Below are 20473 nucleotides of genomic sequence, written 5' to 3'. Positions count from 1 at the left end.
CTGATGGAGTTTTTTGATGAGAGTGAGCCGGGAAAAATTCGCTGAGAATCGCGAGAAGATCCTTGCTGTCGCAGGCGAGCTCTTTCGCGAGAAGGGTTTCGACGGCATCGGCGTCGCCGACATCATGAAGGCGGCCGGGCTGACGCATGGCGGCTTCTACGGCCATTTCGAATCAAAGGACGAGCTGGCTTGCGAAGCGAGCAAGGCGCTGGTGGCGCGCTCGCAGGAGCGCTGGCAGCAGGTGGTCGAGGCAGCGCCGGAAGCGCCGCGCGACGCATTGCTCGCGCATTATCTCTCGCATCGCAACGTCGTCGAGCATGGCACCGGCTGCGTCTTTGCGGCACTGACGCAGGAGGTCAGCCGCTACGGTCCCGAAATGCAGTCCACCTTCACCAACGGTCTGATGGGAATGGCGGCGATCCTGGAAGAAATCACGCCCGGAGAAACCCAGGAGGAGCGGCGGCGCAAGGCGCTTGCCGATCTCTCCACCATGGTCGGCGCGGTCATTCTCGCCCGCGCCATGGATACGCCGGCGCTTTCCGAGGAGCTTCTAGCCGCAACCCGCCAGGAACTCGCCTCGCGTTAAGAGTAACGATCAGCCGCGGAAGGCGAGCAGACCGTTCGATTCGACGATCTCCGTGATTTTGCCGTCGGGGGCCGCTTCCAGTAGCTCGGCGCGCAGTGCCGCCTCGAAATCGGCGAGCTTGTCGCCCAGCGCCTGCGGCGAGGTGGAGGACATCGAGAAGACGCGGCCGACGATATCCTCGATGTCTTTCTGATATTCGCTGATGATGCCGATGCGCTCGAGGTTGTTGAAGGGCGAGGCGAGCAGCATGGCCTCATGCGGCGCCCAGGCCTTGCTCTTGCGCAGTAGGCGCTGCCCATGGCGCTCCGGCGAAAAAGTTTCCGTCAGTTTATCAACGATGCTGCGCCAATCCGGGCTCGCCTCTATGTGTCTGTCGCCGAACAGCACGACCGCGCCGCCGGGCTCGATCAACGTGTCGAGGGCCGTAAGCGTCGCCGGGCGATCCATCCAGTGGAAGGAGCGGCCCATGACGCAGAGGTGCAGCTTGCCGATATCCGGCCCGAGATCGTAGGAGGAGCCCTGACGCAGGGTGACCTCAACACCGGCTTCTTTCGCCCCGGCTTCGGCTGCGGCGAGCATTTCCGGCTCCGGGTCCATGGCGGTGACGGCGGCACCCTGAAGCCGCGCAAAGGCGATGCCGAGCTGGCCAGGGCCACAGCCGAGGTCCAGCACATGACCGCCGGCCTTCAGGCCGCTTCGCTCTGCGGCGCGGGCAATCAGACTGTCCGGATAGGGGATGCGGTAGCGCAGGTAGTAAACCGCGGTCGACTGAAAGCGCCGCGCTTCCAAGGGAACTGTGATCATGGATTGCCATCCTCGGGGTGGGGGAATCTTGACCTGTTAAGCCTCACTGTGACCCACTCGTGAAGTAACTTTTGCGCGATCTGCCGCGGATTCAGCGGTATCGTTATTCTCCGCGGCTCAAGGCCGGAGTGGCTTGTTTTTAAAGGACTCAGGGAATTGGCTTCAGAGCTTGGGATTGCCCTGCACCCTAGCTCGCTCCCTGCATGGGCAGGGAAATCGTATATGCGAGATTGTTGAAGAATCGAATGATAACCGGTTTGCCGCGAGGGTTACTCCTTCTCCCCAGCGGGCCCGAAGGGTCGGATAGGGGGTGTCTCCCCGAGCAAAAATGCTATTGTTTTTAAATGAATTCTTACTTTGCCGCACGTCCCCCTCATCCGCCCTTCGGGCACCTTCTCCCCGAGGGGAGAAGGAGGAGCCGCAGCTCTATTTTTCAATAATCCTGCACCTGCGATTGCCCTGATGCATGGGCGGGATGAGAGGCTGGCAAGCAGGTGCGGCATCGTCGGCCCAACCTGACTAGCGCCAAATCCTCGATCACTTAAATCCGGCAACCCCATGCGGGATATAGGGGGATTCCAGTGCTTCGATTTCCTGCGGCGTTAGCTTCACCGATAGCGAGCCAACGGCGTCGGCAATGTGGCCGGGCTTGGAGGCGCCGATGATCGGGGCGGTGACGGCGCTCTTCTGCAAGAGCCAGGCGGTGGCGACCTGGGCGCGGGCGACGCCGCGGGCCTTGGCGATGGCGCCGAGGGCTTCGACAACCCTACGGTCGGCCTCGACTGCCTGGGTGTAAAGCGTCTTGCCGAATTCGTCGGTTTGCGAGCGCGCCGTCGCCTCGTCCCAGTCGCGGGTGAGGCGGCCGCGGGCAAGCGGGCTCCAGGGGATGACCGCGATCTTCTGGTCTTCGCAGAAGGGCAGCATTTCGCGCTCTTCCTCGCGGTAGAGCAGGTTCAAGTGGTTCTGCATGCTGACGAATTCGGTCCAGCCGTTGAGGCGCGAGGTGTAGATCGCCTTGGCGAATTGCCAGGAATACATCGAGGAGGCGCCGATATAGCGGGCCTTGCCGGCCTTGACGACATCGTGCAGCGCTTCCAGCGTTTCCTCGATTGGCGTGGTATAGTCCCAGCGATGGATCTGGTAGAGATCGACATAGTCAGTGCCGAGGCGGCGCAGGCTGTTTTCGATCTCATCGAAAATCGCCTTGCGCGACAGGCCGGCGCCGTTCGGGCCGGGGCGCATGCGGTTGAACACTTTCGTTGCCAGGACGATATCCTCGCGGCGGGCGAGAGCCTTGATGGCGCGGCCGACGATCTCCTCCGACGAGCCGTTGGAATAGGTGTTCGCCGTATCGAGGAAATTGATGCCGGCCTCGATCGCCTGCTTGAGCAGTGGGCGGCTCTCTTCTTCCTTTAGCGACCAGGCATGCGTGCCCTTGCCGGGATCGCCATAGGTCATGCAGCCAAGGCAGATGCGGGACACTTCAAGACCAGTTTTGCCAAGCTTCACATATTCCATCGATAGTCTCCATCCTATTTAGGGTCTTATACGGAAACGCTCCGCCGCCGGACTGGAGGCAGAGTGGATGCGTCATTGCAGGCAGACTAGCGGAGCGCCGCTCCGCCGATTAGCGCAATAATTCGCAATAGGCTTTGAAGCGCGGCTAAACAACGACGGCGATTTCCGCGGAGACCGAGGCGACAATTGCAATTGTTTCCTTGAATCGCGGGAGCGACAGGTGTTAGCTGCGCCGCAGCATTTTTCCTGGATTCTGATATGAAACTGCCGCCGCGCAATAGCTATGAGGCCCTTTATCGCGATTTTCACTGGGACATTCCGGCGAAATTCAATATCGGGCGCGCGGTTTGCGATGATTGGGCGGAGCGAGAGCCCGATCGAGTCTGTCTGGAGCATTTCAGCCCGGACGGCAGCCATCTGACGATGACCTATGGCGAGCTGCGGGACCGTTCCGCCGCATTTGCCAATGCGTTGACGACGCTCGGCGTGCGACCAGGCGATCGGGTGGCGCTGCTTTTGCCGCAGAGTTTCGAGACGGTCATTGCGCATGTCGCCATCTACAAGATGGGAGCGATTGCCCTGCCGCTGGCACTGCTATTCGGTGCGGAAGCATTGGAATACCGGCTGACAGTTTCGGGAACCTCGGCGATCGTCACTAATCAGTTCGGCCTCACGCGGCTGCGGCCGATCCGCGATCGCTTGCCAGCCCTCGCGCATGTGATCAGCATCGACGGCGTCGAGGAGGGTGTTGCCGGTTTTGCCGAGCTTATCGCGGCTCATCCGCCGCTTTTCGAAACGGCCGATACCGGGCCGGATGATCCGGCGCTGATGATCTTTACTTCAGGGACCACCGGGCCGCCGAAGGGTGCGTTGCATGGGCATCGCGTTTTGCCGGGGCATATTCCGGGCATGCAGTTCGCCCACGAAGGTTTTCCGCAAGCGGGCGATAAACTCTGGACGCCGTCGGATTGGGCCTGGGCGGGCGGTCTGCTGAATGCGCTGCTGCCGAGCCTGATGCTTGGCGTGCCCGTCGTCTCCTCGCCGGCGCAGAAATTCGATGCGCATATGGCTTTCCGCATCATGGCCGAGATGGGCGTGCGCAATACCTTCATTCCGCCGACGGCCTTGCGGCTGCTGAAGTCGGTCAGCAATCCCCGGGCGCTTTATGATCTCAAGCTGCGCACCGTCGGCTCGGCCGGCGAGGCCCTCGGGCGCGAAACCTATGAATGGGCGCGTTCCGCCCTCGGGGTCACCGTCAACGAGTTTTTCGGCCAGACCGAGTGCAATTTCGTTCTGTCCTCCAGCGCCGCCTTCGGCGTCAGCCGCGGCGGGTCGACCGGCAAGCCGGTGCCCGGTCACCGCGTTGCGATTGTCGATGCGGATGGCAGGGAGGTGCCGGTCGGCGAGAGCGGGCAGATCGCTATTCAACGGCCGGATCCCGTGATGTTCCTCGGCTATTGGCAGGACGATAAGGCGACGGAGGCGAAATTCGCCGGTGACTGGCTGTTGACCGGCGATCTCGGCCGGCAGGATGCGGAAGGCTACATTTCCTTTATTGGCCGTGACGATGATGTCATCACCTCGTCGGGCTATCGCATCGGCCCCAGCGAGATCGAGGACTGTCTCGGCGGTCATGCCGCCGTGCAACTGGCCGCCGCCGTCGGCAAGCCGGATGCGGTGCGCACGGAGATCGTCAAGGCCTATGTGGTACTCACGCCCGGCTTCGAGCCGAGCGAGGCGCTGGCGGCTGAAATCCGCGACTGGGTGAAAACGCGGCTTTCGATGCATGAATATCCGCGCGAGATCGAGTTTGTCGACGCCCTGCCGCTGACGACATCGGGCAAAGTCATCCGCCGCCTGCTGCGCGACCGCGCAGTGGCCGAGGCTCTGGAATCAAACCGGATGTCTAGCGCTTCGTAAGCGACAATATCTTCTCGCGCAGCAGCTTCGCCATGTTGCGGGTGCTGCGGTACATATGCAGTTGCGTTGCCACCTGCCGGACCTCGCGGTCGCCGTTCTGCGTTAGGCCGATGATCAGCGTACCCATGTCTTCGCGCTCCTGCCAGAAGCGGCTCATGATCGGATGATCCGGCACGGCGCAGGAATCGGAACGGACGATATTGGCGTCGTCGAGATGCCACTCCGTCAGCTCGCCCATCAGCAGCTTGCCGGGCGAATAGCGGGCGTAGTCCTCGTTATAGGCCGTCTTCCATGTATAGGCTTCGCCGCCCATCATCAGCACGATCATCGAGGCGATTGCCTTGCCGTTGAGGTCGATGGTGTGAATGCGCACGGCATCGACGGCAGCGAGATTGGAAACGGCTTCGCGCGCGAAGGCCGCATGGTGGCGGTCCGTGACCAGGGCGCTACGTTTCTTGCCCTTCCAGCCGCTCGACTCCAGCGCCATGAATTCTTCCATGCGCAGGTGGATATCGCGGGGCTGGCGGGCGACGCTGTAGACGACCTCGCCGTGATTTTCCAGGAGACGCCACTGCCGGCGCATTTCGCGCAGATGCGCGTTCGAGATCGTTCGCTTGAGATAGGCGAGCGCGTCCTCGCTGCTGTCGAGCATCGGCCGCTGATATGGATTGGCGACGGTGAGGGGCAGGTTGCGGCCGATGGCGACCGCCTTTGCCATCTGGGCGAAACGGCCGTTCAATCGGATATCTGGCAGCACCAGCGTCGTCGGCAGGTGCAGTTCGTGCCGGGTCAGCGCCTCGAAGAGGTTGTCCAGCGTCTCGCCGGCCTCTTCGGCATCCACCAGCGGCGTGCCGAGCGGACCGAAGGAATTCGACCAGACACGGATAATCGAAGGGCCGATCGCAAAACCCGGCTTGTCGACGGTAAAAGGCATCAGGAGGCGCATGCGGCTGCGGGCGCCGTTGTCGTCGCGCATCAACGCGAGGCGGATCTGCCGATCCTCCAGGCGCGGCATGGCAGGCGCGAGGAAGCGACCGGAGAAGAAGACATTCGGCTCCATGGCGCGATTGGAGAGAAAATCCAGTTCGTCCTGCAGCTCATAGCCGAGCTTGCCGGGATAGAGGCAGACTTCGCGGCCTGTCCGGCCAACCTCGACGCGCGCCTCGGCTTTGGGTGGGTCGAAATGCAGCGATGCGAGTGTGTGCGTCAGGGCATTCACTTGGCTGTCGGTGCTTTCGGTAAAAGGAGGGCGTGCCATGATCAGAGTGCCCCTTTCGTTGCCAACATTGCCGGCTGGCGGCTAAGGGCGAAGAGCACGATGCCGAACGCGCGGCGCACGGCGATATGCAGCAACACGGCCTCGATCGTCATGGCGCTGGCCGCAGCAACGGCCGCGCCTTCGATGCCGTAATGTGGAATAAGAGCGACGTTGAGGCCGATATTGGCGACCAGCGCCGCGGCATAGAGATAGACGCAGAGCATTTGCCGATCCGCCATCAGCAGCAGAACCTCGGCCGGACCGACGAGCGCCTTGGCGAGAACGCCGGCGAGCAGGATGGCGATGACCACCTCGCCCTCGGTAAAGGCCGCGCCGAAGAGCGAGAGCAGGAATTGCCCGGCCGCGAATACGGCCAGACCGACGGCAAGGGCCGGGAAGAAGGTCCAGCGCGTGGCTTCCGTGGCGAAGGCCGCGAGTTTTTCCCGGTCATTTTCGGCGATGATGGCGGCAAAACGCGGACCGATGGCGGCCTTGACGGCGAAATAGATGAAATGCACCAGCGCCATGATCTTGGCAGCGGCAAAATAGACGGCGACCTCTGCGGGATCGAGATAGATGCCGACCACGACGACATCGGAATTGGTCAGGAGGTAACCGACGCCCTCGACGAGAAAGACCGGAAAAGCGACCGCAAACCAAGCATTGAATTCGATCTTTTTCGGGCCGTTGGGATAATGACGGCGCAGGCGGAGGGTGACGGCGAGATATTGGCAGCACACGGTGAAGAAAGCGGCCGCAAGGGCAGCAGCCATCGCCGTTACCGCGCTATGGGCAGCGCCGGAAAGGACGGCGGCCAGCATGAACAGCAGGATCAGCGTCGGGCGGATGAGGAAGGTCGGGCTCAGCGCCATGACCGGCCAATGATTGGCGCGCGCCGTGCCGTCCAGTACGTCGCCCAGCGCGATCATCGGTACCGCGATCAGGCCGAGAAAGATCGGCATGACGTAATAATGTTCGACCATGCCGCTGAACGCATAAAGCGCCGCCATGCCGATCAGCGCCAATCCGCCGGCAACCGCCAGGACGAAGCGGCGCGCGGTGGCTGTCACACCACGGATGGCATCGTGATCGCCGCTCGCATCATATTGCGGCAGGAAACGAATGATGGCGGTCGGGAAGCCGAGGCAGGCGAGATTGCCGAACAGGATCATCAGCACCCAGACGAAGACGAAGACACCGTATTCGAAACGGCCCATCATCCGGGCAAGGACGATCTGTGAAACGAAGGCAAGGGCGGCGCCGGCAATGCGGATGACGAAAGCGACCAGCGCCATGCGCTGCGAGACGGCCTTTTCGTCATTGCCGGTGAAAAGCGGCGCGAGTTTGCGCAAATATGGCGACAGCGCGGTCCGCAGCCCGGACGGCAGCATTTTCTCTGCTGTTTGAAAGACCGCCATGTCGATACGCAATACTTAAAACATGATCTAACCTAACGATAGTTTTCGCAGAGGGGGGTTAAGATTCGGTTCCTCGAATACACGAAAAGCGTGCGACGACGGCGCCGGCGTGTCAACAAAATGCCGCCTGAAGGCGACACTTATGGATCGATAGGATGCGAAGGCTTAAACGGCCCTATGCCGTGTTGACGGAGTCGGTAAAGGTCTGCTTCGGACCGTCACCGTCTCATTTTGCGATTTTCTGAGGCGCATCCTTATCCGCTACGAGCTGTCCGCCCTTGGCCCAGTGGTCGCGAGGAATTTCGCTGATCAGCACGTCCACGCTATCCGTCGGGCAAGCAAGCGTCTCGGTGGTTACCTGGGTGACCTTGCGGACGAAATCACGCTTTTGTTCGATCGTTCGGCCTGGATGCATTTCGAGGTGAATTGTTGGCATTGGAAAGCTCCTGTTTGGCTGCCGTCCCGGACTGAGACGGCTAAGGCAGAGGAACTATGGCCGCTGGCTTATCGGGAATAAACGTGCTCTATGTTCATTCATTTAGAACCTCAGGGTTTATAATATGGATAAATTATCCGCGATGACCATGTTCGTGCGGGTGGTTGAACAGGGCAGCTTCAGTGCAGCCGCCGACGCTGCCGGCGTGTCTCCCACCATGGTGGGCAAGCAAGTGCGGGCAATAGAAGCGCGCCTCGGAGCTCGCCTGCTGCATCGAACCACCCGGCGCCAGCAACTGACCGAAATCGGCCGTCTATATTACGAGCGCTGCAAGCAAGTGCTGGCCGATGTGCAACTGGCTGACGCCAGCGCGAGCGAATTGCAGTCCGAGCCTCGCGGCTTGCTGCGCATCGTCTCCCCCGTCACGTTCGGAAGTCATCGCCTGATGCCGGCACTTGCCGACTATCTCGCCATGTATCCTGCCGTGAGCGTGGATGTCATGCTGGACAACGGCGTGCCGGACCTGTCGCGAGAGGGGTGCGAACTTGCAATTCGCATAGGCGAGGTTGCCGAGGTCGATCTGGTGGCGCGCCCCTTGCAGCCGTATCGACGAATAATGGCTGCGTCAGCGGCCTATCTGGAGCGGCGGGGTACGCCGGTGCACCCGAAGGATTTGTCGGCGCATGACTGCCTCGGCCTCTCCTATTGGCGTCGCCGCGACCAGTGGTATTTGTTCGGCCCCGATGGCGAATGGCGGCCCGATGTGAGCGGACGATTGTCTGCCGACAATGGTGACGCGCTGCGCGTCGCGGCCCTGAATGGCGCGGGTATCGTCCTTCAGCCGGAGGTTATGCTCGCCGATGATCTTGCCAGAGGTCGCCTTATGCAGGTTCTGCCGGAATGGACGCCCGTCGCCTCGCCGATGTACCTGTTATATGCAGTGGACCGTCGGCCGACTGCGAAACTGCGCAGCATGATCGATTTCTTGCTGAAACGCTTTGGCGCACCTGCCGAATAATTATCGCCTCGGCATCCGGCAAAAATCGCGCATAAAAAATGCCGCTCGAAGGCGGCATTTTGATCATTGCTGAGAGATTGCGAAATCTCAAACCACTTCGTTGCTTTCAAAAGCCCCGTGGCAGTGCTTGTACTTCTTGCCGGAGCCGCAGGGGCAAGTCTCGTTGCGGCCGATGCGGCCCCAGGTTGCCGGATTCTGGGGATCGCGGTTTTCCGGGGCGACGACATTTTCGTTGACGAGGCTGAGCGGCGCGAACTCGTCTTCACCGGTCGTGGCATCGATATGGCGCGCCTGCATGGGCAGCGTCTCCGGCTCGGCCGGCTGCTGCACCAGTTCGACGCGCGACAACTGCGCGGTCACGGCCTGGCGCAGGTTGTTCAGGAGCGACTGGAAGAGTTCGAAGGCCTCTGCCTTGTATTCCTGCAGCGGATCGCGCTGAGCATAACCGCGGAAGCCGATGACGGAGCGCAGATGGTCGAGGTTGACGATGTGCTCGCGCCAGAGATTGTCCAGCGTCTGCAGCACGATGGAGCGCTCGACATAGGTCATGATCTCGGGGCCGAAGCGCTCGGCCTTCTCCGTGGCGGCCTTATCTGCGGCTTCCGTCAGGCGAGTGCGGATATCGTCTTCGGCGATACCCTCTTCCTTGACCCAGTCATGCACCGGCAGGTCCATGTCGAAGAAGTTGGCGACGGCGGTCTTGAGACCGTCGGCATCCCACTGCTCGGCGTAGGCGCGCTCGGGAATGTACTTGGAAACCAGATCTTCGATGACCTCATGCCGCATGTCGCCGACGGTTTCGGAAAGATCCGTCGCGTCCATCAGCTCGACGCGCTGTTCGAAGATGACCTTGCGCTGATCGTTCAGCACGTCGTCGTACTTCAGGACGTTCTTGCGGATATCGAAGTTGCGGGCTTCGACCTTCTTCTGGGCGCGTTCCAGCGCCTTGTTGATCCAAGGATGGACGATCGCTTCGCCTTCCTTGAGGCCGAGCTTCTGCAGCATGCCGTCCATACGGTCGGAGCCGAAGATGCGCATCAGGTCGTCCTGGAGCGACAGGTAGAATTTCGAGCGGCCAGGGTCGCCCTGACGGCCGGAACGGCCGCGCAACTGATTGTCGATGCGGCGGCTTTCATGGCGCTCGGTGGCGATGACATAGAGACCACCGGCGGTGAGCGCCTGCTGCTTGAGCTCCTTGATCTCTTCCGCGATTTTGGCGATCGCCGCATCGCGCTCCGGCCCGGGCTCCATCCCGTCCAAATCGCGTTCGACGCGCATATCGAGGTTGCCGCCGAGCTGGATGTCGGTACCGCGGCCGGCCATGTTGGTGGCGATCGTCACGGCGCCGGGAACGCCGGCCTGTGCGACGATATAGGCTTCCTGCTCGTGGTAGCGGGCGTTCAGAACCTGGAAGTTGCTGAAGCCCTGCTTGCGCATGCGGTCGGCAAGAAGTTCGGACTTTTCGATCGAGGTGGTGCCGACGAGCACCGGCTGGCCGCGCTTGTGGGCGTCCAAAATCTCGGTGATGATCGCGTTATATTTCTCATCATGCGTACGGTAGACTTCGTCGTCCTCGTCGATACGCTGGATCGGCAGGTTGGTCGGCACTTCAACCACGTCGAGGCCGTAGATGTTGCCGAATTCTTCCGCTTCCGTCGATGCCGTGCCGGTCATGCCGGCGAGCTTGCCGTACATGCGGAAATAGTTCTGGAAGGTGATCTGCGCCAGCGTCTGGTTTTCCGGCTGGATCTGCACCCGTTCCTTGGCTTCCAGCGCCTGGTGCTGGCCGTCCGAATAGCGGCGGCCCGGCATCATGCGGCCGGTGAATTCGTCGATGATGACCACTTCGCCGTTGCGGACGATATAGTCCTTGTCGCGCTGGAAGAGCTTGTGCGCCTTCAGGGCGTTGTTGACGTGGTGGACGATCGCGACGTTTTCGACGTCGTAGAGCGATTCAGCCTTCAGCAAGCCGGCATCGCGCAGCATGTTTTCCAGCTTTTCGGTGCCGTCTTCGGAGAAGTTGGCCGAGCGCTGCTTCTCGTCGATCTCGTAATCGTCCTTCGACAGACGGGGAATGAAGGCGTCGATCGTGGTATAGAGATCGGAACGGTCGTCGAGCGGGCCGGAAATGATGAGCGGCGTGCGCGCCTCGTCGACGAGGATCGAGTCCACTTCGTCGACGATCGCAAAATTGTGACCGCGCTGCACCATCTGGCCGCGGTCGTATTTCATATTGTCGCGCAGATAGTCGAAGCCGAGCTCGTTGTTGGTGGCGTAAGTGATGTCGCAGGCATAGGCATCGCGGCGTTCTTCGTCCGACAGGCCGTGAACGATCACGCCGGTGCTCAGGCCGAGGAAGCCGTAAATGCGGCCCATGTGGCCGCTGTCGCGCTGCGCCAGGTAGTCGTTGACGGTAACGACATGCACGCCCTTGCCGGCAAGGGCGTTGAGATAGACAGGCAGGGTCGCGACCAGCGTTTTGCCTTCGCCCGTCTTCATCTCGGAGATCGCATTCGAATGCAGGATCATGCCGCCGATGAGCTGCACGTCAAAAGGTCGCATGCCCAGAACACGCCGCGAAGCCTCGCGCACCACGGCAAATGCCGGTACAAGAAGGTCGTCCAGCGTCTTGCCGTCGGCAAGCTGCTGGCGGAACTCGACCGTCTTGGCGGCCAAAGCTTCGTCAGACAAAGCGCGCATCTTTTCTTCGAGCGCGTTGATCGCAACGACATTCGGCTGGAATGACTTGACGCGGCGGTCGTTGGACGAGCCAAACAACTTGCGGGCAATTCCACCTAGGCTGACCATATGACTGGTCCTTTCTGAGATTTCATCCTGTCGTTTTCTGCTTCATCCGCCCCTGAAAAAATCGGGAGTATAGCACAAAACGCCCGGAAACTGTTCTGGACGCGAGGTTGCGTGACAGATAAGAGGGGGGTCGATTGATGTCAACGGGAATTGGCCGATACAGAAAGGCCACATTCTCCTGCTGAAGGCTTTTTCTACCGGATTCATTACTGCGAGCCGGTCGAGACCACCGAAAGGTTATTTTATGTTGAACTACAACAAACTTGCTGCGGCTGTGTTCGCAACATTCGTCACCTTGCAGGCGCCGGTCTTTGCCGCTGACGCCAAAGATCCCGTTGTCGCCAAGGTCGGCGATGTCGAAATCCATCAATCCGAACTCGATCTCGCGATCGCCAACCTCGACCCGCAGCTCGGCCAGCTTCCCGACGACCAGAAGAAGGTCGCGGCACTTTCGGCGTCGATCGACGTCAAGCTGCTCGCCAAGGACGCGGCTGCCGAAAAGCTCGACCAGACGCCGGACTTCCAATCGCACATGGCTTACCTGCGCGACCGCGAGCTGCACAATGCCTATTTCAAGGCGCATGTCGCGGATGCGATCAAGGATGATGAGGTCAAGGCCCGCTACGACAAGGAAGTCGCTGCCCTGCCGAAGCAGGAAGAAGTTCATGCACGCCACATCCTGGTGAAGACCGAGGATGAAGCCAAGGCAATCATCAAGGAACTCGACGCCGGCAAGGATTTTGCCGAACTCGCCAAGGAAAAGTCCACCGACCCGAACAAGGGCGACGGCGGCGATCTCGGCTATTTCGCCCGCGGCCGCATGGTTAAGGAATTCGAAGACGCGGCCTTCGCGCTGCCGGTCGGCACCTACACCAAGACCCCCGTCAAGTCCGACTTCGGCTGGCACGTCATCAAGGTCGAAGACAAGCGAGTCGCTCCACCGCCGCCGTTCGATCAGGTGAAGGATCAGGTTCGTCAGCTCGTCATGCGCGACAAGTATCTTGAACTCCTCGCCAAGGCCAAGCAGGAATCGAAGGTCGTCATCAATGACCCGGCGCTGAGCAAGGCCTATGATGATGCGCAGAAGCAGCAGGATCAGGCGCCGGCAGACGACGTGGTTGCCCCTGACGCTCAGTAGCAGCAGTAAGTCGCAGCAGTCAAACCATCAGGGCCCGGTTTTTCCGGGCCCTGAACTGGAGCCGGATGATTTTTTCGGCATCATGCTCGTTCAGGTGGCCTCATGTCCGGTTCTGTCTCCCCGCTCGCTCCCAAATCCTTCATTGCCATGCCGGCCTTGCGCGGCGTGCGCATGACCACGGCATCCGCCGGTATCAAATACAAGAACCGGACCGACGTCCTGCTGATGGTCTTCGATAGGCCGGCCGCCGTCGCGGGTGTCTTCACCCGCTCGAAGTGCCCGTCGGCTCCCGTTGATTTCTGCCGGTCGAACCTGCCGCACGGCAGCGCCAGCGCCGTCGTCGTCAATTCCGGCAATGCCAATGCTTTTACCGGCCTCAAGGGTCGTCAGGCGACCGAACTCACCGCCAAGTCGGCGGCCGCTGCCGTTGGTTGCGCCGAAAACGAAGTCTATCTCGCCTCGACGGGTGTGATCGGCGAGCCGCTGGACGCGACCAAGTTCGCCGGCGTGCTCGATACCATGGCGAAGGATGCGACCAGCGATTTCTGGTTCGAGGCCGCCAAGGCGATCATGACGACTGACACCTATCCGAAGGTCGCGACCCGCAGCGCAGAGATCGGCGGCGTCAAAGTCACCATCAACGGCATCGCCAAGGGTGCCGGCATGATCGCGCCGGACATGGCGACCATGCTGTCCTTCGTCGTCACTGATGCCGATATCTCCTCTGCCGCGCTGCAGACGCTGCTTTCCGAAGGCGTCGGCCCCAGCTTCAATTCGATGACGGTCGACAGCGATACGTCGACATCGGATACGCTGATGCTGTTCGCGACCGGTGCCGCTGCCGCTGACGGTCAGGCGCATATCGAGCGCGCCGACGATCCCAAGCTCGGCGCTTTCCGTACGGCGCTGAACGAACTCCTGAAGGATCTCGCCATTCAGGTGGTCCGCGACGGCGAAGGCGCCACCAAGATGCTCGAGATTACCGTGACCGGCGCCGAGAATGACGCCGCCGCCAAGCGCATTGCACTCTCGATCGCCAATTCGCCGCTGGTCAAGACCGCTGCTGCCGGCGAGGATGCCAATTGGGGTCGGGTCGTTATGGCCGTCGGCAAGGCCGGCGAAATGGCCGATCGCGACAGGCTCGCCATCTGGTTCGGCGATGTCCGCGTCGCCGTCAACGGTGAGCGCGACGCCTCTTATTCCGAGGAAGCAGCCTCCAACGTGATGAAGCAGCAGGATATTCCTGTGAAAGTCGACCTTGGGCTCGGCAATGGCCGGGCAACGGTCTGGACCTGCGACCTCACCAAGGAATATGTTGCCATCAATGGCGACTACCGGAGCTGATATTCTTCCGATGCATGCGCAGTCCACGATGAACAAGCTGCCTTTGGTGCGCAGGCTCGAAGCCGTCGGCTTCCGGGCATGGCCTGCCTCGTCCGTGCAGTATGATGGCAGTTGGCAGGTGCGGCTGACGGCGGGCCATCCGTCGAAGCGGCTGAACTGCGTCGTGCCGCTCGATCCCTCCGACCGTCGCGATCTGGAGATTCGGCTGGCGAAGGCGCAGCGCAAATTCGAAGCTTATGGCCGCCCGATGGTGGTGCGCGAGACGCCGCTGGCCTCGCCGATGCTGATCGAGCTGTTGCAGCGCCAGGGCTGGACACGGTTCGAAGAGACCATCGTCATGACCGCCGATCTGATCGATCTCGAACTCCCCGATACGCTGGATCATCTGCCGAGCCACGATGTCGGCCGCTATGTCGACGCGAGCCTTTTGGTGGACGGGGCCGATCCCGTTCTCAAGCCCGCCCTGGCGGAGGTAGTCAGCGGGATCAAGCCGCCGTCGGGCCTTTTCGTCATCGAGAATGACGAAGCCGGACCGGTGGCGACGACGCTTTGTGTCCAGGATAACGACCTTGCCGGCATCATGTCGGTATCGGTGGCGGCCGAGCACCGGCGTAAGGGATTGGCGATCGAGATCCTGACCTCGGCGCTGCGTTGGGCCCGCATGCGCAGCGCTCGGACCGCCTGGCTTCAGGTTGGCGCGGTCAACGAACCGGCGCTGGCGCTCTATGTCCGCTTCGGTTTCGGCGAGGCTTATCGTTATTGCTACTGGCGCTCGCCGGGGGAAGTATGAGCGAGACCGGCCACAAGATCATTCTCGTTACTGCCTGCGCGCTGATCGATGCCGATGGCCGCATTCTTCTGGCACAGCGACCGGAAGGCAAATCGCTTGCCGGCCTCTGGGAATTTCCCGGCGGCAAGGTCGAGGCGGGCGAGACGCCGGAAGAGACTTTGGTGCGCGAGCTTCAGGAAGAGCTTGGAATCCAGACGAAGATCGCATGCTTGGCGCCGCTGACATTCGCCAGCCATACCTACGAAACCTTCCACCTGCTGATGCCGCTTTATATCTGCCGTCGCTATGAAGGCATTCCGCATGGCCGTGAGGGCCAAGCAATCAAATGGGTGCGGCCGCAGGCGCTGCGCGATTATCCAATGCCGCCGGCCGATGAGCCATTGATCCCATTCCTGCAGGATCTGCTCTGAGGTATCCTTGAGCGATGGCGCGGCTACGGCCTCTGCCAATGAACATGCCTTCGAAGCTGGCCGGTGGCGACTTCAGCATTCTTCGATCGGCGCGTCGGTTGCTGATGTCTCCGAGCATTTCGGCGACGGCAAACCGCATCTGAAGGGCTGTGTGAGCTGAGGTAGCGAAAGCCCTCGCATGGCACTCGCAAAGCGAGTACTGGGTAGGCCGTGCAGTATCTCATCTCATAACGGGATCGTTACTACAGGTGCCGTTTGCGAAATCACAACCAGCTAAATGTGGCTAATTGCAATTAATTTGATAATATCAAATACTTATCTTCCGTCAAGCCTTGTCCTGCGACTCAACGCATATCTAATTTACATGTGGATATTAAGGGATCGTTTATGACCTTCTGGCATTGAATGATCTCAATCAAGCGGTTGGTGTGTGCGTTAAAGAAGGCTTGACATTATGGACGACGATTTCTGGAAAGCTGTTCAGGAAAAAGAGCAGTCCTATTCCTCGTCGCGCAAGACGGGCGCGTTGAATATCGCCTTGCTGTTCGGAACGGCGGCGGTCGCGCTTTCGCTTATCCTGACGCCAATGCTTTCAGACAAATCCAAGTCCAGTGTGCTCGCCAGCGCACCCGATTTCGACAATATTACGACTGGCTCCATTCCGCAGACGGAAAACGGCAAGCGTTACACGATCCGCCGTAGCGTGCTGCAGCAGGAGCCCGGTTCGGTCTGCATCGTTCAAGGCTATGGCGCCGACAGCGGCTGCTGACCATTTAGGTAAAGCCTATCGGGTGCATGAAGGCGCCGGATACGCTCGTTTTCAGATGTTGGGAGTTTGAAGCGTATGCGTTCCGTGCGGCGTTTTTTTCGTGACAAGACCGGTGCCACGGTCATCGAATATGGCCTGATCGCCGCATTGATGTCGGTGGCGATCATCAGCGGCGTCGGCGCTTTCGGCGACAGCCTGTCGTCGATGTTCAATTACATCTCGAACACGGTCACCAACTCGCCTGCCAATTGACGCGGCTCGCCCAGGCGAGTGAGCCAGATTCGATCCATTCACTGTTTCAGCTTGTGCTCCTCGACCTTCAGCGCATCGGCTAGCCGTGCCTTGGCCGAGCCAGGCTGCAGCGGTTTCTGCTGGCTTTCATGGGGCGTCCAGCCGGACGCGTAAATGATCGAGAAGGTCGCCCTTATTCTGCCGTCGGGATCGGAATAGCGTTCGGCATAAAGTTCGGCGGCGCGCAGAAAGAAGGTGCGCGTCAGCGGCTTGCTGCTGCGGTCGGCCAACGGATTGGTCATCCCCATGGCCCGCAGATCGCGCATCAGTGCAAAGAGATTGTCGTAGCGCACCGTATATGTCTCGGCGTCGATCACCGGCAAAGTGAAGCCGGCACGCTGGAGCAGCCCGCCGACATCGCGAACATCGGCAAAAGGAATGACGCGCGGGCTGGCGCCGCCGGTCAGCTCGATCTCTGTTGCGAGCAGCACCTCGCGCAATTCCTGCAGCGTGCCGGAGCCGGGGATCGCGGCCAGAAACAGACCGTCGGCCTTCAGGGCACGGCGGATCTGGATGAAGACGCCGGGCGTGTCGTTGGTGAGATGCAGGCTAAGCGGCGACAGGACGAGATTGACCGATTCCGCTTCCAGCGGCAGCTCCTCCAATGGAGCTTCGATCAACTCTTCGCCGGGCGCGGCGAAACTGGCCTCGCTTTCGATGCGCCTGATATGGCCGATCTTTCCGGTCGCGAAGGCTTCACGCGCGGCGATCCCGGCGGCGCCGTGCAGCTCAACCGCCTCGTCGAAATGTCGCTCAATGACGGCAAGCCGTTCGGCCAACTCGCGGGCGGCGATCTCCAGCAGGAAAGCTGCCTTGTGGTCTCCCTGGGCAAGCGCGCGGTGCCTGCGGGCGGCGAGGAGCGATTGGTCGAAGACGATTTCCATAACGGTTTCCTGCGATCATTATTTCATTGAATGGGGCATAGCGGCCATGCGCGTTTTCCTTCGCAAAGGCGCCAGGAAAAAGCTAGTGTCAATCATATGGGGATGATGGGACGCGAAATCACGATGTCGATGCTGCGGGCCGGCTTGATAAAGCCGTGGTCTGTGCTCGCCGATCTCATCTATCCGCCGGCTTGCGCCGGCTGCGGCACCTGGACGGGCGCGCATCGCAGCCTTTGCCCCGCCTGCTGGTCCGGCATCCGGTTCATCGAGCGGCCCTATTGCGAGGTGCTGGGAAGCCCGTTTTCCCATGATCTCGGCATGGGGATTTTGAGCGCCGAGGCGATCGCCGATCCGCCCGTCTTCGACCGGCTGCGCTCGGCGGCTATTCACGACGGGGTAGTCCGCGATCTCGTGCTTGGATTGAAATATCGCGACCGCACCGATCTGGCGCCGATGATGGCCGGCTGGATGCTGCGCGCCAGCGACGGCACGATTGCCGCCTGCGACGCCATCATTCCGGTGCCGCTACACCGGACGCGGCTCTTTTCGCGCAAATACAATCAGGCGGCGGAACTTGCCCGCCACTTGGCGCGGCTTTCGGGCAAACCGCTGCTGGCGGCGACATTGCTGCGCACCAAGCGGACGACCCAGCAGGTCGGCCTCGGGGCAAGGGCGCGCGAGGACAATGTGCGCGGCGCTTTCGCGATCCCGGAAGGCAGGGCTGGCGATGTCTTCGGCGGTCGGATCGTGCTGGTCGATGACGTCTATACGACCGGCGCCACGGTTACCGCGGCGACACGCGTGTTGAAAAAAGCCGGCGTGGCGGACGTAACCGTTTTAACCTTTGCAAGGGCTGTCGGCGATCCTATATGACAGTAAACCTGTCTTTTTTCGGAGTGGATCATGGCATCCGTCGTCATTTATACGCGTGAATTCTGCAGCTATTGTACCCGGGCAAAATCGCTGCTCGACTCCAAGGGCGTCGAGTATGTCGAGCACAATGCCACTTATTCGCCCGAGCTGCGCCAGGAGATGATTTCGAAGGCCAAGGGTCGTTCGACCTTTCCGCAAATCTTCATCAATGGCGAGCATGTCGGCGGATGTGATGATATTCATGCGCTCGACCAGGCGGGCAAGCTCGATCTGCTGCTTGCTGCCTGAGCCGGACAAAATGGGGAGAGAACAATGACCTTCAAGGCCGCCGCCATTCAGATGTGCTCCGGTGTCAATCCGGTGAGGAACGCCGCCGACATGGCGCGGCTGGTTCGCGAAGCAGCGGCAAAAGGTGCGGTCTATGTGCAGACGCCGGAAATGACCGGAGCGGTGCAGAAGGATCGGCCGGGTCTGCGCGCGGTGCTGCGCGACGAAGCCAATGATGTCGTCGTCAAGACGGCAGCGGAGCTCGCTCAGGAGCTCGGCATCCACGTACATGTCGGTTCGACGGCGATCGCGCTTGACGATGGCAAGATCGCCAATCGCGGCTTTCTCTTCGGCCCGGACGGCAAGCTGCTCAGCCGTTACGACAAGATCCACATGTTCGACGTCGATCTCGACAATGGCGAGAGCTGGCGCGAAAGCGCGGTTTATCGTCCCGGCTCCGAGGCGCGCATCGTGTCGCTGCCCTTTGCCGAACTTGGCTTTTCCATTTGCTACGACGTGCGCTTTCCGCAGCTCTTCCGCGCCCAGGCCGTTGCCGGCGCCGAGGTGATGACGGTGCCGGCCGCCTTCACAAGACAGACGGGCGAGGCGCATTGGGAAATCCTGCTCAGGGCACGGGCCATCGAAAATGGCATGTTCGTCGTCGCAGCTGCTCAGGCGGGCAGGCACGAGGACGGCCGCGAGACTTTCGGCCATTCGATGATCATCGATCCCTGGGGTAAGGTCCTGGCATCGGCCGGCGGCACGGGCGAAGCAGTTGTCATTGCCGAGATCGATGTCGCAGCGGTCAAATCCGCTCACGACAAGATCCCAAATCTTAAGAATGCGCGCGAGTTTTCGCTGGAGAAGATCGCGACGCCGGCGGCTGGAGGCGTCGCTGCTTGATCCGCTATTCGCTGAGATGTGACAGTGCCCACGAGTTCGAGGGCTGGTTTTCGGAAAGCGCCGATTTCGACCGTCAGGTCGCAAGCGGTTTCCTGACCTGCCCCGTCTGCAATTCGGGTGCGATCTCGAAACTCCTGATGGCGCCGTCGGTTTCCACCGGGCGCAAGAAGGAGGAGTTGCAGACGCTTGCCATGGACACCGCCCGCAAGGAAGCCTTGAATAAGCTCAAGGAAGCCGTCGACGCCATCAAGGCGAATACTGAGGACGTCGGCACGAAATTTCCGGAAGAGGCCCGCAAGATTCACTACGGCGAGGCGGACGCGAGGGGCATCATCGGCAAGGCGACGCCTGACGAGGCGCAGGCGCTGGTCGAAGAGGGCATCGAGATTGCAGCTATCCCGGTATTGCCGGACGATATCAACTGATGCCGCGGAACGGCAAGCATCTTGCAATGTATAATTTCGGGCTGCATGTCGCGCCCTATGATAGCCCTGCGGTCGAAGGGTTTCGCCTGCGGGAAGCGGCGAATTTCGAGGCTGCTGCCCGCGCCCATGGGTTCATCGGCCGCTCCGGTTACGATGGCGATCCGGGACCGGCATGTTGGGGCAAACAGGTTTTCCCGCGTTTCATCGAGGGCAGCGGTTTTGCCACAGCGCCGTCTTCTTTGTCGCTATGGACCGACATCGAATCGCTGATGGCCTTTACCTATAATGGTGTTCATGCCGATGCGCTGAAGCATGCGCGGCAGTGGAACGTGAAACAACGTTGGCCGGCGCTCGTTCTGTGGTGGGTGGATGCCGATGTCATTCCGGAATGGAAAGACGGCGCCGATCGGCTGGAGCGGCTTCACGACGAGGGGCTGAGCGCGGCGGCGTTTTCATTCAAGCAGCCCTATGCCGCCACTGGCCAGCCGGCGACGATTGATCGCGGCAGGGTGAGGGAAATCGCGGCGTTGAATGCGACGGGCCAGAGCGATTTGCTGGCGCATGTCCTGGCGCTGAAAGCCTAACGGACACCTCCAGCCACCGGCGAAGAAGA

At 61.0% G+C, this 20473-nt stretch carries 21 protein-coding genes; 14 read left to right on the top strand and 7 right to left on the bottom strand.

Translation table 11 applies throughout. From position 1 onward, the window contains the following. Window positions 1-16: 16 nt before the first annotated feature. The gene (locus K290_RS0128450) at window positions 17-586 is read left to right on the top strand and encodes a TetR/AcrR family transcriptional regulator (protein ID WP_028754957.1); all 570 of its coding nucleotides are present in this window, start codon (window positions 17-19) and stop codon (window positions 584-586) included. Window positions 587-595: 9 nt separating this feature from the next. Here K290_RS0128450 and K290_RS0128445 read toward each other — a convergent pair whose 3' ends face one another. Both K290_RS0128445 and K290_RS0128440 read right to left on the bottom strand, forming a co-directional pair. Further along, the gene (locus K290_RS0128445) at window positions 596-1390 is read right to left on the bottom strand and encodes a class I SAM-dependent methyltransferase (RefSeq protein ID WP_028754956.1); all 795 of its coding nucleotides are present in this window, start codon (window positions 1388-1390) and stop codon (window positions 596-598) included. A 537-nt stretch (window positions 1391-1927) separates the two neighbouring features. Next, window positions 1928-2908, bottom strand: coding sequence for an aldo/keto reductase (locus tag K290_RS0128440; RefSeq protein WP_028754955.1), 981 nt, complete (start codon window positions 2906-2908; stop codon window positions 1928-1930). Window positions 2909-3166: 258 nt separating this feature from the next. On the opposite strand from K290_RS0128440, the gene K290_RS0128435 reads away from it, so the two are divergent. Beyond that, window positions 3167-4828 carry an AMP-binding protein gene (locus K290_RS0128435; RefSeq protein ID WP_028754954.1) on the top strand — a complete coding sequence of 554 codons (1662 nt, stop codon included), beginning with the start codon at window positions 3167-3169 and terminating at the stop codon, window positions 4826-4828. Here K290_RS0128435 and K290_RS0128430 read toward each other — a convergent pair. The 3 genes from K290_RS0128430 to K290_RS0128420 all read right to left on the bottom strand — a co-directional run bounded on the left by K290_RS0128430 (window position 4815) and on the right by K290_RS0128420 (window position 7940). Then, window positions 4815-6086 (bottom strand): GNAT family N-acetyltransferase, encoded by a 1272-nt coding sequence (locus tag K290_RS0128430; RefSeq protein WP_028754953.1) that lies wholly within the window; start codon window positions 6084-6086, stop codon window positions 4815-4817. The genes K290_RS0128435 and K290_RS0128430 overlap by 14 nt on opposite strands. A gap of 2 nt (window positions 6087-6088) precedes the next feature. Then, entirely contained in the window at window positions 6089-7504 is a 1416-nt protein-coding gene (locus K290_RS0128425; RefSeq protein ID WP_028754952.1) for a lipopolysaccharide biosynthesis protein, read from the bottom strand. Window positions 7505-7730: 226 nt separating this feature from the next. Beyond that, window positions 7731-7940 (bottom strand): 4-oxalocrotonate tautomerase, encoded by a 210-nt coding sequence (locus tag K290_RS0128420; protein ID WP_028754951.1) that lies wholly within the window; start codon window positions 7938-7940, stop codon window positions 7731-7733. A gap of 124 nt (window positions 7941-8064) precedes the next feature. On the opposite strand from K290_RS0128420, the gene K290_RS0128415 reads away from it, so the two are divergent. Continuing rightward, complete coding sequence (locus tag K290_RS0128415) at window positions 8065-8958, top strand: LysR family transcriptional regulator (protein ID WP_037136490.1); 894 nt, start codon at window positions 8065-8067, stop codon at window positions 8956-8958. Window positions 8959-9045: 87 nt separating this feature from the next. On the opposite strand, the gene secA is transcribed toward K290_RS0128415, so the two are convergent. After that, on the bottom strand, window positions 9046-11766 hold the full coding sequence (secA, locus tag K290_RS0128410; protein ID WP_028754949.1) for a preprotein translocase subunit SecA: 2721 nt from the start codon (window positions 11764-11766) through the stop codon (window positions 9046-9048). A 244-nt stretch (window positions 11767-12010) separates the two neighbouring features. Here secA and K290_RS0128405 point away from each other — a divergent pair, with 244 nt between their 5' ends. The 6 genes from K290_RS0128405 (at window position 12011) to K290_RS0128375 (ending at window position 16469) form a co-directional block, all read left to right on the top strand. Further along, entirely contained in the window at window positions 12011-12904 is an 894-nt protein-coding gene (locus K290_RS0128405) for a peptidylprolyl isomerase (protein ID WP_028754948.1), read from the top strand. Between the two features lie 102 nt (window positions 12905-13006). Then, the gene (gene argJ / locus K290_RS0128400; protein WP_028754947.1) at window positions 13007-14248 is read left to right on the top strand and encodes a bifunctional glutamate N-acetyltransferase/amino-acid acetyltransferase ArgJ; all 1242 of its coding nucleotides are present in this window, start codon (window positions 13007-13009) and stop codon (window positions 14246-14248) included. Continuing rightward, a complete protein-coding gene (locus K290_RS0128395) occupies window positions 14229-15038 on the top strand; it encodes a GNAT family N-acetyltransferase (RefSeq protein WP_028754946.1) in 810 nt (269 codons plus the stop codon). Before argJ ends, K290_RS0128395 begins: the two co-directional genes overlap by 20 nt. Then, window positions 15035-15448, top strand: coding sequence for an 8-oxo-dGTP diphosphatase MutT (gene mutT / locus K290_RS0128390; protein WP_028754945.1), 414 nt, complete (start codon window positions 15035-15037; stop codon window positions 15446-15448). Before K290_RS0128395 ends, mutT begins: the two co-directional genes overlap by 4 nt. Window positions 15449-15902: 454 nt before the next feature. After that, window positions 15903-16217, top strand: coding sequence for a hypothetical protein (locus tag K290_RS0128380; protein ID WP_028754944.1), 315 nt, complete (start codon window positions 15903-15905; stop codon window positions 16215-16217). Window positions 16218-16292: 75 nt separating this feature from the next. Then, window positions 16293-16469, top strand: a complete 177-nt coding sequence (locus K290_RS0128375) for a Flp family type IVb pilin (protein WP_028754943.1) — start codon at window positions 16293-16295, stop codon at window positions 16467-16469. A gap of 38 nt (window positions 16470-16507) precedes the next feature. Here the strand turns inward: K290_RS0128375 and K290_RS0128370 are convergent, their stop codons facing one another. After that, window positions 16508-17392: a class I SAM-dependent methyltransferase gene (locus K290_RS0128370; protein ID WP_028754942.1), complete on the bottom strand. Its 885-nt coding sequence runs from the start codon at window positions 17390-17392 to the stop codon at window positions 16508-16510. A 96-nt stretch (window positions 17393-17488) separates the two neighbouring features. On the opposite strand from K290_RS0128370, the gene K290_RS0128365 reads away from it, so the two are divergent. From K290_RS0128365 to K290_RS0128345, 5 genes are read left to right on the top strand one after another with little or no spacing between them, the layout of a single operon-like run. Further along, window positions 17489-18265: a ComF family protein gene (locus K290_RS0128365; protein WP_028754941.1), complete on the top strand. Its 777-nt coding sequence runs from the start codon at window positions 17489-17491 to the stop codon at window positions 18263-18265. 30 nt (window positions 18266-18295) lie between these two features. After that, complete coding sequence (gene grxC, locus K290_RS0128360) at window positions 18296-18553, top strand: glutaredoxin 3 (protein ID WP_028754940.1); 258 nt, start codon at window positions 18296-18298, stop codon at window positions 18551-18553. 24 nt (window positions 18554-18577) lie between these two features. Beyond that, window positions 18578-19435: a carbon-nitrogen hydrolase family protein gene (locus K290_RS0128355; RefSeq protein WP_028754939.1), complete on the top strand. Its 858-nt coding sequence runs from the start codon at window positions 18578-18580 to the stop codon at window positions 19433-19435. Further along, the gene (locus K290_RS0128350) at window positions 19432-19860 is read left to right on the top strand and encodes a DUF1178 family protein (RefSeq protein WP_028754938.1); all 429 of its coding nucleotides are present in this window, start codon (window positions 19432-19434) and stop codon (window positions 19858-19860) included. Before K290_RS0128355 ends, K290_RS0128350 begins: the two co-directional genes overlap by 4 nt. Further along, on the top strand, window positions 19860-20444 hold the full coding sequence (locus K290_RS0128345) for a DUF3291 domain-containing protein (protein ID WP_028754937.1): 585 nt from the start codon (window positions 19860-19862) through the stop codon (window positions 20442-20444). The genes K290_RS0128350 and K290_RS0128345 overlap by 1 nt, the downstream gene beginning before the upstream one ends. Window positions 20445-20473: the final 29 nt, after the last annotated feature.

The organism is Rhizobium leucaenae USDA 9039 (assembly GCF_000426285.1).
GTDB lineage: Bacteria > Pseudomonadota > Alphaproteobacteria > Rhizobiales > Rhizobiaceae > Rhizobium > Rhizobium leucaenae.
The sequence above is the reverse complement of the archived record's forward strand: the minus strand, read 5'-3'. Positions and strand labels throughout refer to the sequence as shown.